The following is a 13,531-nucleotide window of genomic DNA, read 5'->3' as shown; positions in this document are numbered from 1 at the left end:
GACAGCGCGGTGCACGCGTTCCCTGTGGACGTTTTCTGGCTCGCACGTCGACCAGACGTCTCTACTGAACCGGCAGAAGGCTCGATTCAACCGTCAGAAGTCTCGATTCAACGGGAGGCGAGGTAGCGCAGCTGGGCGCGGACGGAGAGCTCGGCGGCGCCCCAGAGGGACTCGTCGACGTCGGCGTAGACGACCTCCACGACCTGGCGCGGCAGGGCGGGGTCCTCGGCCAGCTCCGGCGCGACCGGCACGGAGAGCTCGCGGAGCGCGGCCTCGACCTGGGCCAGCCGCTCGCGCCGGTGCGCGAGGTAGAAGTCGAGCACGCCGAGCGCGTCGTCGAGCACCGGGCCGTGCGCGGGCCAGAGCGTGCGGACCTCGCCGGCGGCGGCGAGCGCCCGCATCCGGGAGATCGAGTCGAAGTACGGCCCGAGCTGGCCGTCCGGGTGGGCGACCACGGTGGTGCCGCGGCCGAGCACCATGTCGCCGGTCAGCATCGCGTCCTCGGCGGGCAGCACCAGCGAGATCGAGTCGGCGGTGTGGCCGGGCGTGGTCAGCACCCGCAGCTCCAGCCCGTCGACGACGACCGTCTCGCCGTCCACGAGCGGGTCGGCGTCGACGCAGAGCCCCGGCTCCAGCGCGCGTACGGCGCAGCCCTTGCGGCGCGCGAGCTCCGCGGCCACCTCGGCGTGGTCGAAGTGGTGGTGCGTGAGCAGCACCAGCCCGACGTCACCGAGCTCGGCGGTCAGCCGCTCGAGGTGCCCGTCCTCGAGGGGGCCCGGGTCGACCACGACCGACGCCGACGCGCCCGGCTCCTGGAGCACCCACGTGTTGGTCCCGTCGAGCGTCATCAGGCCCGGGTTGGGCGCGAGCAGGCACCGGCCGCGCGTCCCGAACGACCCGCCCGACCAGGGGGTCATGCGCGGCGCCGCGCGGCGACGAGCGGCCGCAGCCGCTCGGGCATCGACAACGTCCACCCGGATCCGAGCGGCTCGACGGCCGGCGTGAACATCTCCACCGACCGCGACGCCGCCACGGCCAGCACCTCCTCGGGCGATCCGTGCTCGCCCACCTCCATCGAGGTGAGGTACGTCGGGGGCATCAGCGCCAGCTCGCCCGCGTCGGCCTGGACGGCGGCGACGCGGGCCGGGATCCACGACACCGACGACGACTCCGTCGACACGTCCCGCGTCACCTGCCCGGTCGGCAGCGCCGCGACGAAGAACCAGGTGCGGTAGCGCTTCGGCTCGAAGATCGGCGTCAGCCAGGCGTCCCAGACGCCGAGCAGGTCGGTGCGCAGCACGAGCTCTCGCCGGTTGAGGAAGTCGGTCATCGACAGCTCGCGCGACTCCAGCGCGACCCGGTCGGCCTCCCAGTCGTCCCCCGAGGTGTCGGCGACGACGGACGACGAGGACGTGCCGGCCAGCAGCACCCCCGACTCCTCGAACGTCTCGCGGACGGCCGCGCACACCAGCGCCCGCGCGGTCTCCTCGTCGCAGCCCAGGCGCTCGGCCCACGACGCGGGCGACGGCCCGGCCCACGCCACGGTGGCGTCGAAGTCGCGCGGGTCGACGCCGCCGCCGGGATAGACGCACATGCCACCCGCGAAGTCCATGGAGACGTGCCGGCGCAGGTAGTAGACCTCCGGGCCCTGCTCCGACGGCCGCATCAGGATCACGGTCGCCGCGTTGCGAGGCTCGGCCGGGCTCTGCCGGCCCTCCTCGAACTCCCGCGCGACGTCGACGAGATCGTCCGGCAGCGGCACCGGCGGGAGCGGGATCCTCACCCGGCGACCCTGACGACGATCTCCACCTCGACCGGCGAGTCCAGCGGCAGCACGGGGACGCCGACGGCCGAGCGCGCGTGGACGCCCGCGTCGCCGAAGACCGTGCCGAGCAGCTCGGACGCGCCGTTGGCGACCTGCGGCTGCCCGGTGAAGTCCGGGGTCGAGGCGACGAACACGACGACCTTCACGACCTGGACCACCCGGTCGAGGTCACCGATCATCGACTTCACGGCGGCGATCGCGTTCAGCGCGCACTGCTGCGCGCACGACGTCGCCTCCTCCGGTGCGACCTCGCCGCCGACCTTGCCGGTGACCAGGAGCTCGCCGTTCGTCATCGGCAGCTGTCCGGACGTGAACACGAGGTCGCCCGACACGACGGCCGGGACGTACGCCGCGACCGGCTTGGCGACCTCGGGCACGGACAGCCCGAGGTCGGCGAGCCGCTGCTCGACTGCGCTCATGCCGCTCATCCCTCGATCGGACGCTTGAAGTAGCCGACGAGGTTCTCGGGGTTCATGCCGGGCGCGATCTGCACCAGCTCCCACCCGTCCGAGCCGAAGTTGTCCAGGATCTGCTTGGCCGCATGCGTGAGGATCGGCGCGGTCAGGTACTCCCACTTGGTCATGCTCGGCACCCTACTCGGGGACCACCGGCCGTCCACCCGTGGTCGGACGCGCCCGGCCCGCCGGCGTTCTAGGGTCACGGGGTGACCACGCTGCCCACCCACCGCCGCCCGCTGCGGCTCGGCCCGCGCGGCCGGTGGTGGTTCGACGTCACGCTCGCGACCTGCCTGCTGCTGCCGGCCCTCGCGACCCCGGCGGTCGACGCGGGCTGGGTCGGGCTCGCGGTGTCGCTCGTCCAGCTGGTGCCGCTCTACTGGCGCCGCCACCACGCGGTCGCGGTCTTCGCCGTGGTCGCCGCCGGCAGTGCGCTCCAGGCGGTGCTGCTCGACACGCCGCTGTGGAGCCAGGTCGCGTTCCCGGTCGCCGTCTACTCCGTCGCGCGCTACGCGTCCGTCGCCGCCGGCCTGGCCGCCATGGCGGTCGGGCTCTGCGGCGCTGTCGTCGCCGCCGTCCGGTGGGTGCTCGGCTTCGGCGACCCCCTCGAGCCGGACCCGGTGGTCGCCTACACGGTCACGATCGCGACGATCGTTGTCAGCGCCTGGGCACTCGGCGCGCTGGCCCGCACGCGGGTCGCGTACGTCGACGCCCTGGTCGAGCGCGGCGAGCGGATCGAGCGGGAGGCCGCCCAGCAGGTGGCGCTCGCCGCCTCCGACGAGCGCGCGCGCATCGCCCGCGAGATGCACGACGTCGTCGCGCACGGGCTCTCGACGATCGTGGTGCAGGCCGACGGCGCCCGGTACGCCGCCGGCCAGGACCCCGCGGTCGCGACCGCCGCCCTGGAGACGATCGCGACCACCGGCCGGGACTCCCTGACCGAGATGCGCCGGATGCTCGGCCTGCTGCGCACCGGCGACTCGTCCGAGCTCCGGCCCCAGCCAGGTCTGGCCGACCTCGCGGGCCTGATCGTCGGCGACGACGTCGACGCGACCCTCCCCGACCCGGCGACCCCGGTGCCGGACGGCGTGGGGCTGACGGCGTACCGGATCGTCCAGGAGGCCCTCACCAACGTCCGCAAGCACGCCGGCCCGGACGTCCGCGTGCGCGTCGTGGTCAGCGTCGGTGACGAGGTCACGGTCCTCGTCGAGGACGACGGGCGGGGGGCCGCCGCCGACGACGACGGCCACGGCCTCGGCCTCGTCGGGATGCGCGAGCGGGTCGCCGCCCACGGCGGCACGCTCGAGGCCCGACCCCGCCCCGGCGGCGGCTTCCGCGTGGCTGCCAGGCTGCCGCTGTGACCATCCGCGTCTTCCTCGTCGACGACCAGCAGCTGGTGCGCAGCGGCTTCCGGATGCTCGTCGACAGCCAGCCGGACATGACGGTCGTCGGAGAGGCCGGCGACGGCGGCGAGGCCGTCCAGCAGCTCGAGGTGACGGCCGCCGACGTCGTGCTGATGGACGTCCGGATGCCGCGCATGGACGGGGTGGCGGCGACCCGGGCGATCACCGCGCGCGGCGAGGTGCCGCGGGTCGTGGTGCTGACGACCTTCGACCTCGACGAGCACGCCTTCGCCGCGATCAAGGCGGGGGCGGCGGCGTTCCTGCTCAAGGACGCGCCGGCCGAGGACCTGCTGACCGCGATCCGCACGGTGCACGCGGGCGACTCCGTGGTGGCGCCGAGCACGACCCGGCGGCTGCTCGACCAGTTCGCCGCGGTGCTTCCGGACCCGTCCGGCCCGCGCCCCGACGACCGGCTCGCCGGCCTCACCGACCGCGAGCGCGAGGTGCTGGTGCTGGTCGGGCGCGGCCGGTCCAACACCGAGATCGCCGCCGACCTCGTCGTCGCCGAGACGACCGTCAAGACCCACGTCGGCCGGCTGCTCGCGAAGACGGGCTCGCGCGACCGGGTGCAGCTCGTCGTGCTGGCGTACGAGACCGGCCTGGTGCGTACGACCTGAGTCGTACGCCGGTTCGGGTCCCCGGGCTGACGATCGGAGGGCCGGATCTCGCGAGAGTCGTGGTCATGACGACCACGACCATCTCGCTCGCCGCCAGCGCCCGCGACCTCACCCGCGTCTACGGACACGGCGACACCGCGGTGCACGCCCTCCGGGGCATCGACCTCGACCTCCCCTCCGGCCGGTTCACGGCGATCATGGGTCGCTCGGGCTCGGGCAAGTCGACGCTCATGCACTGCCTCGCCGGCCTCGACTCCCCCACCAGCGGCAGCATCACCGTCGCCGGCCGCGCGCTGGAGTCGATGGACGACACGGCGCTGACCCTCTTCCGGCGCGAGCACCTCGGCTTCGTCTTCCAGTCCTTCAACCTGCTGCCGATGCTCACGGCCGGGCAGAACATCCTGCTCCCGCTCGAGCTGGCCGGCCGGCGCGTCGACGCCGCCGCCCGCGCCCGCTACGACCTCGTCGTCGGCGTGCTCGGCATCGGCGACCGGCTCGGCCACCGGCCCGGCGAGCTGTCGGGCGGCCAGCAGCAGCGCGTCGCGATCGCCCGCGCGCTGGTCAGCGAGCCCGACATCGTCTTCGCCGACGAGCCCACCGGCAACCTCGACAGCGAGGCCGCCGCCGAGGTCCTCGGCTTCCTCCGCCGGTCCGTGCGCGAGCTCGGCCAGACGGTCGTCATGGTCACCCACGAGGACAGCGCGGCGGCGTACGCCGACGACGTCGTCGTCATCGCCGACGGGCTCGTCGCGTGAGGACGGTGCTCCGCGCGTCGCTGCGCACCCACACCCGGCGCTACGTCTCGGCCGCGATCGCGGTGGTCATCGGCGTCGCGTTCATCGTCGTCACCAGCCTGCTGTCCGACGCGACCCGCGCCGGCCTGGTCGCCGGCGTCGAGCTGCCCTACCGCGGCGCGGACGTCGTCGTCACCGACGTCGACGGCGACCAGGCCGCCCGGATCGTCGACCGCGCCGAGGCCACCGGCGACTCCGCGGCCGTCCTCGGCTGGACGCCGCAACAGGTGCGCGTCGACGGCCGGCTCGTCGACGACCGCGCCGACGTCGCCGGGATCGCCCTCGACCCGTCCCTGCGCTGGCAGGTGCTGCGGGAGGGCCGCTTCCCCGAGAAGCCGGGCGAGGTCGTGGCGGACGTCAACGCCGTCAAGGGCAAGGACGTCCACGTGGGCGACGCGGTCGAGGTGGGCGAGGTCGCCGGCACGGTGGTCGGCCTCGTCGACACCCCGTCGGCCAGCAGCGGCGGCGCGTTCTACCTGACCTGGCCCGACCTGCACGCCGTCGATCCGGACCTCTGGGTCGACTCCGTCGCGTACGCCGGCCCGGGCGCGGCGTCGCTCGAGCTCCCCCGGGGCGCGACCGTGCAGCCGCGTGACGAGTTCGTCGAGCAGCGCCAGGCCGAGCTCACCAACGAGGTCAACGTCCTCGCGATCCTGCTGCTGATCTTCGCCGCCATCGCGCTCTTCGTGTCGGTGCTCGTCATCGCCAACACGTTCTCGATCCTCTTCGCCCAGCGCGCCCGCGACTTCGCGCTGCTGCGCTGCGTCGGCGCCACCCGGCGCCAGGTGCTCCGCTCGGTCCGGGTGGAGGCGCTCGCGCTCGGGGTCGCCGCGGCGCTGCTCGGCCTGCTCGTCGGCACGGCCCTCGGCTACCTGCTCGTCGCGCTCGCGATCTCGGCGCTTCCCGGCGGGAGCATGGCCTACCCCGCGCCGTCGCCGGAGTGGTACGCCGCCGCGCTGGTCACCGGCGTGCTCGTCACGCTCGTCGCGGCCTGGCTGCCGACCCGCCGGACTGTCCGGGTCAGCCCGCTCGCCGCGCTGCGTCCCGACGACTCGACGAGCGTGCGCACCGGCGCCGGCCGCGTGCGCGTGGTGCTCGGGCTCCTCGCGGTCGCCGCCGGCGCCTCCCTCCTGGCCCTCTCGATCAGCGCGCACGACCCGGGCGCGATGGTGGCCGGCGGCGTCACGTCGTTCACCGGCGTGCTGCTGCTCGGGCCGGTGCTGGTGCCCGCCCTCATCCGCGTGGTCGGTGGTGTCGGCGGGCGGGTGGCCGGGGCACCCGCCCGGCTCGCCGCCCAGAACGCCGTGCGCAACCCCCGGCGTACCGCCGCGACGACCGCCTCGCTCCTCGTCGGGGTCACGCTGACGACCGCCGTGCTGGTAGGGCTGGCGAGCTCGCGGAGCGCGGTCGACGAGGACCTCGACCGGGACTACCCGATCGACCTCGCGGTCACCGCTGCGGACCGGCCGCTGCCGGCCGACCTGCTCGAGCGGGTCCGGGCGGTCCGGGGCGTCGGCACCGCGATCGCGCTCGAAGGCGCCTCGGCACGGGTCTCGGGAGCCGGGCGCCTGCCGGTGCTGGCGGCTTCCGGCATCGCCTCGGTCGCCCACGGGTCCCCGGGGATGGCCGCCCCCGCACCCGGGGAGATCTGGCTGCCCGCCGACGTCGCCGGGCCGCGCCGGGTCACCGTCGAGGTCGGCGAGCACCGCGAGGTGCTGCGGGTCCGCAGCGGCGCGGGCTGGGGCGACGCCGCGGTCGTCGCACCGGCGACACTGGCCGCGCTCACCGACGCGCCGGAGACGTGGGCGGTGTGGGTGCGGTCGGCCGACGGCGCCGACGCCGAGGACCTGGCCGGCGACCTGGACGCCCTGTCCCAGGCGGCTGACGCGAGCCTGGCGAACAGCCTGCGCGAGCGGACCTGGGTCGTGCTCCAGCTCGACATCCTCACCGGCACCGTCGTGGCCCTGCTCGGCATCGCGGTCGTGATCGCCCTGATCGGGATCGGCAACACGCTCGGGCTGTCGGTGCTCGAGCGGGGCCGGGAGAACGCGCTGCTCCGCGCGCTCGGCCTCACCCGGCGCCAGCTCCGGGCGACGCTCGCGGCCGAGGCGCTGCTGCTCTCCGTGGTCGCCACGGTGCTCGGCTCGGTCATCGGCGTCACGTTCGCGTGGGTGAGCCTGCACGCGCTGGTCGAGGCGGCCGTCGACCGGGCACCGCTGGTGCTCCCGTGGGGCCAGTTGCTCGCGGTCGTCGTGGTCGCCGGCGTCGCCGGGCTGCTGTCCTCGGTGCTGCCGGCCCGCCGGGCCGCCCGGACCACGCCGGCGGCCGGGCTCAGCCTGGACTGACGGTCAGGCGGACGCCGAGCTGGTCGTCCGGGCGCGGGCGCTCGCGGCGAACCGCACGGCCACCGCGTCGACGTAGGACTGGCGGCGCCGGGCGGCCACGCCGCCGGCGACCTGTCCCTCCGCGTGCTGCGCGGCGGCGTACGCCGACTCCAGCGCGGCGCGCATGAGCACCATCGCCTCGGCACGCAGCTGGGAGATCCGGGACTCGGTCACGCCGAGGACGGCGGCGAGCTCGGCCATCGGCTGCTCGCGGAGGAAGTAGCCCTCCACGACGAACCGGAGCCGCTCGGGCAGCTCCTGCACGGCGGCCGTCACGTAGGCGAGCTTCTCGGTGCGCTCGACGACGTCCTCGGGGACCGGCCAGCGGGACGCGACGAGCTCCGCGCCGTCGTTGTCGGTCGCGTGCAGCGACAGCACGTGGGCGCGGTCGGCGTCGGCGTCGGCGCGGCGCACCTCGGCGAGCGTCATGCCGAGCTCCTTCGCGACGAGGGTGTCGTCGGGGAACTCCCCGAGCGCCGTCGCGAGTCGCTGGCGGGTCTGCTCGATCTCGCGCCCGCGCCGCCGCACCGAGCGGGACGCCCAGTCGAGGGAGCGGAGCTCGTCGACGAGCGCGCCGCGGATCCGGGTGGTCGCGTACGCCGAGAACGGCACACCGCGCGCGGCCTGGTAGGACTTGCTGGCCGCCACCAGGGCGAGCATGCCCGCGGACCGCAGGTCGTCACGGTCGACCGAGACCGGCACCCGCTGGGAGACCTCACGCACGAGGTGGCCCACCAGCGGGAGGTTCAGCAGGACGAGCTCGTCGCTCTCGACCTCCGCGATCGCGAGCCGGTCGTTGTCCGCGACGGCCACGCCGCTGTCGATGTTCACTCAAGAATCTTGATTTCAACCTGAGGCAGGACTGAGCCAGGACTGATCCAACACTCAATTACCTCGCCGACTACGTCACGCCCCTACGTCACGCCCCCACGTCACGCCCCTACGTCACGCTCCGCCACGCACTGTCGGCGAACGCGCAGAACTCGTTGCCCTCGGGGTCGGCCAGGACCGTCCAGCGGATGTCGCCGTCGGGCTCGCGCAGCACGGTCGCGCCGTGCTCGACCAGCAGACCGACGTCCGCGGTGTCCACGTCCCAGTGGAGGCGGTTCTTCACGGTCTTCGGCTCCGGCACGCGGACGAAGACGAGGTACTCGAAGGGTGCGCCCGGGACGGCCTCCACCGCGTCGCCGTCCGTGTGCACGCGGCCGCCCAGCACCTCGGCCCACCAGGCCGCCTGCGCCGCGGGGTCCTGGCAGTCCACGACGATCTCGTAGAGCCGTTGGTCCGGCACCTCCGAGCGCTCGAAGGTGCACAGCTCCCCGCCCTCCGGGTCGCGCAGCACCTGCCACCGGAACGACGTGACGTCCTCGGGAGTCGCCCCGAGCGCGAGCACGGCGTGGTGGTCGGCGACGTGCACGTCGAGGTGCACCCGCTGCTTGACGGTGACGGGCTCGGGCACCCGGTTGACCCAGACGGTGTGCGCCGGGGTGGCTCCGGTCAGCAGGACCTGACCGTCGTCCTCCCGCCGTTCGAGGGTGCGGCCCAGCACGCCCGCCCAGAACCGCCCGATCAGCTGGGGGTCGACCGCGTCGACGCAGAGGTCCTTCCAGGAAGCGATCACCCGACACCCCTACCCCGATCCCGGTTGACCTCAACCGCGCTTGAGGCCCTACGGTCACCGGGTGACCCTGACCGCCCCGCCCGTGCCGCCGCGGCCGCGGCTGCTCTCCCCGGCGTACGCCATCACGACGGTCGGGATGTTCGCGCTGGTGGCGTTCTCGGCGTTCGAGGCGACCGCCGTCACCACGGTGATGCCGACCGTCGCCGAGGAGCTCGGCGGCGTCGACCTCTATGCCCTCTCCTTCGCCGCCCCGCTCGCGAGCGGCGTCGTGGGCATGGTGGCGGCGGGCACGCACAGCGACCGGAGCGGTCCGGTGCGGCCGCTGCTCGTCGCGCTGGTGCTGTTCGCGCTCGGCCTGGTCGTCTGCGGGACCGCGCCCTCGATGGAGGTGCTGGTCGCCGGCCGGGTGCTCCAGGGACTGGGGGGCGGAGCGATGACGGTCTGCCTGTACGTCGTGGTGGGGCTGGTCTTCCCCGCGGTGCTCCAGCCCGCGGTGTTCGCGAGCTTCGCCGCCGCGTGGGTGCTGCCCTCGCTCTTCGGCCCGGCACTGGCGGCCTTCGTCTCGCACGCCGTGGGCTGGCGCTGGGTGTTCCTCGGCGTCGTCGCGCTGGTGGCCGCGGCGACGTTCCTCATCGCGCCCGCGCTGCGCGGGCTGGAGGTGCGGTCCAGCGACCAGCCGGTGCCTCGGGGGCGCCTGGCGTGGGCGGTCGTCGCCGCGGCGGCGGTGCTGGCCCTCGAGCTGCTCGGCTCCCGCGAGGGTGCCGTGGTCTGGCTGGCGGTGGTGGCGGCGGTGCTCGTGGTCCTCGCGCTGCGCCGGCTGCTGCCGACCGGCAGCCTCGTCGGCCGCCCCGGGCTCCCCTCGGTGGTCGCGACCCGCGGCCTCCTCAGTGCGTCGTTCTTCTGCGCGGAGGCCTACATCGTCTTCGTGCTCCAGGAGCGCTGGGGCCTCACACCCGGCACCGCCGGGCTCGCGCTGACCGCGGTCGGCATCACCTGGGCCGCCGCCAGCCAGGTGCAGGCGCGACTGGGCGAGCGGATCTCCGACACCGGTGCGATGACCTGGGGCGCCGCGCTCGTCGCGAGCGGCACCTGCGCGCTCGGTGTCGCCGTGTGGGCCGACGTGCACCCGCTGCTCGCGGCCGGCTCCTACGTGCTGGCCGGCGCCGGCATGGGCTTCGGCTACCCCCGCACCGGCGTGGCGATGCTCGCGGCGTCGAGCGACGGCGACCGCGGCTTCAACTCCTCGGCGCTGTCGATCGCCGACTCCCTGGGCGGTGCGATCGCGCTGTCGGCGTCCGGCATCGTCTTCGCGGTCGCCACCCGGGCGGGCGCCGACGCGTTCCTGGCGGTGTTCGTGCTCGCCCTGGTGCTCGGTGCCGTCTCCGTGGTCACTGCGCGGCGGACCGCGCCGCGCTGAGCTTCGCGGGCGCCAGCACGATGTCGATGCGGGTGATCAGCTCGCCGTCGACGGTGAACGACACCACGGAGTGGAGGTGTCCGCCGACGCGCCACGCGATGCCCGTGCGGCCGTTGACGTCGACGACCTCCACCTGACCGTCCTTGCGGGCCACGCCGGCGAAGAAGCGGGCGACCTTGTCCGGGCCGAGCACCGGACGGCGAGCCGCGTTGACCACGCCGCCGCCGTCGCTGGTCAGCACGACCGACGGGTCGAGCATCCGGACCAGCCCGGCCAGGTCGCCGCCCGCCGTGGCGCCCAGGAACGCGCCGACCACGCGGTCGTGCGTGCTCGCGTCGACCGCGACCCGGGGCGTGCCGGCGGCGACGTGCTGCCGCGCCCGGCGGGCCAGCTGGCGCACCGCCTCCGGCGAGCGGCCGACGGCGCCGGCCACCTCGTCGAAGGGCATCTCGAAGATGTCGTGCAGCACCCACGCGGTGCGTTCGGCAGGCGTCAGCCGCTCGAGGGCGACCAGCAGCGCGTAGCGGACGGAGTCGTCGAGGCTCACCCGGTCCTCGAGGTCGGCGACGACCGGCTCCGGCAGCCACGGGCCGACGTACGTCTCGCGGCGCACCCGCGCGGAGCGCAGCACGTCGAGCGCGGCCCTGGCGACGGTGACGGTCGCCCAGGCGGCGACGTCGCGCACCGGCTCGCGCTCGTCGGCGGCGACCAGGCGCAGCCAGCAGTCGGCGACCACGTCCTCCGCCTCCGCGTGGCTGCCGAGGATCGCGTAGGCGACCCGCACGAGGCGCGGCCGCTCGGCGTCGTACGCCGCCGCGAGCTCGTCGGTCACCGGGACGCCAGCCACGCGTCGAACGTGATCCGGCCGCGCGGACCGTCACCGGTCGGGCACAGGGCACCCGAGCGCATCGCCCGGCCGGCGGCGCCCGGCATCCGCACCGGTACGACGCGGCGTCCGGCCGCGACCCGGCGGGCGAGGTCGACCATGTCGTGCCGCTCCGGCCCGGCGAGGTCCGGCACCCGGCCGGAAGGGCCGGCCTCGGCCAGGTCGACGAGCGCCTCGGCGACCTCGCGGGCGGCGACCGGCTGGCTGAGCATCCGCGGCACCAACGAGAACGGGCCGATCCGCGCGAAGTGCAGCGCCTGCTCGGCGAACTCGTGGAACTGGGTCGCCCGCAGCACCGACCACGGCGCGGTGCCCCCGGCCAGCACCCGTTCCTGCAGCCGCTTCCCGGCGTAGTAGCCGGTGTCGACGTCGTCGATGCCGACGATCGAGAGCGCCACGACGTGCGCGGCGCCCGCGGCCTGCAGGTTGCGGGTGACGGCGCCGAAGAACGCCTCGGCCTCTGCCCGCTTCTGGGTCCGGACGCTGGTGACGTCGACGACCGCGTCGACACCGGCCAGCCGGTCGGCGAGACCGGCGCCGGAGGTCAGGTCGACCCCCTCCGCCCGGGCGAGGACGACGACGTCGTGCCCGCGCTCACGGGCGACGTCGACGACGTGACGGCCGACGACTCCGGTGCCGCCGGCCACGGCGATCTTCATGGGTTCAGGATGGTTCACACAGGGTTGACGGGACAGGCCGTCCCGGATGTGACATCGGGTCAGACGAGGATCTCGGGCTCGGTCTTCTCGCGGACCTCGTCCTCGGTGACCCCGGGGGCGAGCTCGACGAGCCGCAGGCCCTCGGGCGTGACGTCGAGGACGCAGAGGTCGGTGATGATCCGCTGCACGACGCCCTTGCCGGTGTAGGGCAGCGAGCACTCCTCGACGATCTTGTAGGTGCCGTCCTTGGCGACGTGCTCCATCAGCACGATGACCTTCTTGGCGCCGTGGACCAGGTCCATCGCGCCGCCCATGCCCTTGACCATCTTGCCGGGGATCATCCAGTTGGCGATGTCGCCGGCCTTGCTCACCTGCATCGCGCCGAGGATCGCGGCATCGATCTTGCCGCCGCGGATCATCCCGAACGACGTGGCCGAGTCGAAGAACGAGGCGCCCCGGCGCAGGGTGACGGTCTCCTTGCCGGCGTTGATCAGGTCGGCGTCCTCCTCCCCGTCGACGGGGTAGGCGCCGACGCCGAGGATCCCGTTCTCCGACTGAAGCACCAGCTCGAAGTCGTCGGCGACGTAGTTGGGCACCAGGGTCGGCAGCCCGATGCCGAGGTTGACGTAGGAGCCGTCCGACAGCTCCGCGGCCGCGCGCGCGGCCATCTCCTCACGAGTCCAGCTCATCGCGGGCGCACCGTCCTCTTCTCGATCCGCTTGTCCGCGGCCTGCTCGGGAGTCAGTGCGACCACCCGCTGCACGAACACCCCCGGCGTGTGGACCTGGTTGGGGTCGAGCTCACCGGGCTCGACGAGCTCCTCGACCTCCGCGATCGTGACCCGGCCGCACATCGCGGCGAGCGGGTTGAAGTTGCGGGCGGAGTCGCGGTAGACGAGGTTGCCGTGCCGGTCGCCCTTCCAGGCCCGCACCAGCCCGAAGTCGGCCACGATCGCGTGCTCGAGCACGAACTCCCGCGGCCCCTCGGCGGTCTCGAAGACCTGCGTCTGCTTCGCCGGGCTCGCCACGACGACGTTGCCGGCGTCGTCGTACCGCCACGGCAGGCCGCCGTCGGCCACCTGGGTGCCGACGCCGGTCGCGGTGAAGAACGCCGGGATGCCCGACCCTCCCGCGCGCATCCGCTCCGCCAGCGTCCCCTGCGGGGTGAGCTCGACCTCGAGCTCACCGGAGAGGTACTGGCGGGCGAACTCCTTGTTCTCGCCGACGTAGGACGAGATCATCCGCCGGATCCGCTTCTCCGCGAGCAGCCGGCCCAGGCCCCAGTCGTCGACGCCGCAGTTGTTGGAGACCGCCTCCAGGTCCGAGGTGCCCGCGGCCAGCAGAGCGTCGATCAGCACCGACGGGATGCCGCACAGGCCGAACCCGCCCACCGACAGCGTCGCGCCGTCCGGAATGTCAGCCACGGCGTCTGTGGCCGAGGTCACCACCTTGTCCATGCGGCCGATCCTAG

15 protein-coding genes are annotated in these 13,531 nt (G+C 74.3%); 5 read left to right on the top strand and 10 right to left on the bottom strand.

The annotated features are described in order from the left end of the window. Positions 1-107: 107 nt before the first annotated feature. From HZF07_RS16800 to HZF07_RS16785, 4 genes are read right to left on the bottom strand one after another with little or no spacing between them, the layout of a single operon-like run. The gene (locus tag HZF07_RS16800; RefSeq protein ID WP_157343197.1) at positions 108-917 is read right to left on the bottom strand and encodes an MBL fold metallo-hydrolase; all 810 of its coding nucleotides are present in this window, start codon (positions 915-917) and stop codon (positions 108-110) included. After that, complete coding sequence (locus tag HZF07_RS16795; RefSeq protein WP_181645292.1) at positions 914-1,783, bottom strand: NUDIX hydrolase; 870 nt, start codon at positions 1,781-1,783, stop codon at positions 914-916. Before HZF07_RS16795 ends, HZF07_RS16800 begins: the two co-directional genes overlap by 4 nt. Next, on the bottom strand, positions 1,780-2,244 hold the full coding sequence (locus HZF07_RS16790) for a RidA family protein (RefSeq protein ID WP_157343195.1): 465 nt from the start codon (positions 2,242-2,244) through the stop codon (positions 1,780-1,782). Before HZF07_RS16790 ends, HZF07_RS16795 begins: the two co-directional genes overlap by 4 nt. Positions 2,245-2,249: 5 nt before the next feature. Further along, entirely contained in the window at positions 2,250-2,408 is a 159-nt protein-coding gene (locus HZF07_RS16785) for a DUF4177 domain-containing protein (RefSeq protein WP_181645291.1), read from the bottom strand. 81 nt (positions 2,409-2,489) lie between these two features. Between HZF07_RS16785 and HZF07_RS16780 the strand changes: the two genes are divergently transcribed. From HZF07_RS16780 to HZF07_RS16765, 4 genes are all read left to right on the top strand, one after another. Continuing rightward, entirely contained in the window at positions 2,490-3,641 is a 1,152-nt protein-coding gene (locus tag HZF07_RS16780) for a sensor histidine kinase (RefSeq protein ID WP_157343193.1), read from the top strand. Next, positions 3,638-4,300 carry a response regulator gene (locus tag HZF07_RS16775; protein WP_181645290.1) on the top strand — a complete coding sequence of 221 codons (663 nt, stop codon included), beginning with the start codon at positions 3,638-3,640 and terminating at the stop codon, positions 4,298-4,300. Before HZF07_RS16780 ends, HZF07_RS16775 begins: the two co-directional genes overlap by 4 nt. A gap of 65 nt (positions 4,301-4,365) precedes the next feature. Beyond that, positions 4,366-5,055, top strand: coding sequence for an ABC transporter ATP-binding protein (locus tag HZF07_RS16770; RefSeq protein WP_157343191.1), 690 nt, complete (start codon positions 4,366-4,368; stop codon positions 5,053-5,055). Beyond that, entirely contained in the window at positions 5,052-7,439 is a 2,388-nt protein-coding gene (locus HZF07_RS16765) for an FtsX-like permease family protein (RefSeq protein WP_181645289.1), read from the top strand. Before HZF07_RS16770 ends, HZF07_RS16765 begins: the two co-directional genes overlap by 4 nt. 3 nt (positions 7,440-7,442) lie before the next feature. On the opposite strand, the gene HZF07_RS16760 is transcribed toward HZF07_RS16765, so the two are convergent. Continuing rightward, on the bottom strand, positions 7,443-8,309 hold the full coding sequence (locus HZF07_RS16760) for a sigma-70 family RNA polymerase sigma factor (RefSeq protein ID WP_309504803.1): 867 nt from the start codon (positions 8,307-8,309) through the stop codon (positions 7,443-7,445). 109 nt (positions 8,310-8,418) lie between these two features. Then, on the bottom strand, positions 8,419-9,099 hold the full coding sequence (locus tag HZF07_RS24555) for a VOC family protein (protein WP_181645288.1): 681 nt from the start codon (positions 9,097-9,099) through the stop codon (positions 8,419-8,421). Positions 9,100-9,160: 61 nt separating this feature from the next. Here HZF07_RS24555 and HZF07_RS16750 point away from each other — a divergent pair, with 61 nt between their 5' ends. Then, the gene (locus HZF07_RS16750; RefSeq protein ID WP_198346411.1) at positions 9,161-10,516 is read left to right on the top strand and encodes an MFS transporter; all 1,356 of its coding nucleotides are present in this window, start codon (positions 9,161-9,163) and stop codon (positions 10,514-10,516) included. Here the strand turns inward: HZF07_RS16750 and sigJ are convergent. From sigJ to HZF07_RS16730, 4 genes are read right to left on the bottom strand one after another with little or no spacing between them, the layout of a single operon-like run. After that, positions 10,488-11,363: an RNA polymerase sigma factor SigJ gene (gene sigJ / locus HZF07_RS16745; protein WP_181645287.1), complete on the bottom strand. Its 876-nt coding sequence runs from the start codon at positions 11,361-11,363 to the stop codon at positions 10,488-10,490. The genes HZF07_RS16750 and sigJ overlap by 29 nt on opposite strands. Then, entirely contained in the window at positions 11,345-12,061 is a 717-nt protein-coding gene (locus HZF07_RS16740) for an SDR family oxidoreductase (protein WP_157343189.1), read from the bottom strand. The genes sigJ and HZF07_RS16740 overlap by 19 nt, the downstream gene beginning before the upstream one ends. Before the next feature lie 59 nt (positions 12,062-12,120). Next, positions 12,121-12,750: a 3-oxoacid CoA-transferase subunit B gene (locus HZF07_RS16735; protein ID WP_157343187.1), complete on the bottom strand. Its 630-nt coding sequence runs from the start codon at positions 12,748-12,750 to the stop codon at positions 12,121-12,123. After that, positions 12,747-13,517, bottom strand: coding sequence for a CoA transferase subunit A (locus HZF07_RS16730; protein WP_157343185.1), 771 nt, complete (start codon positions 13,515-13,517; stop codon positions 12,747-12,749). The genes HZF07_RS16735 and HZF07_RS16730 overlap by 4 nt, the downstream gene beginning before the upstream one ends. Positions 13,518-13,531: the final 14 nt, after the last annotated feature.

Origin of the sequence: Nocardioides agri (assembly GCF_013778305.1) — a bacterium.
Taxonomy (GTDB): domain Bacteria; phylum Actinomycetota; class Actinomycetes; order Propionibacteriales; family Nocardioidaceae; genus Nocardioides; species Nocardioides agri.
This window is presented reverse-complemented; position numbering and strand designations above follow the sequence as displayed.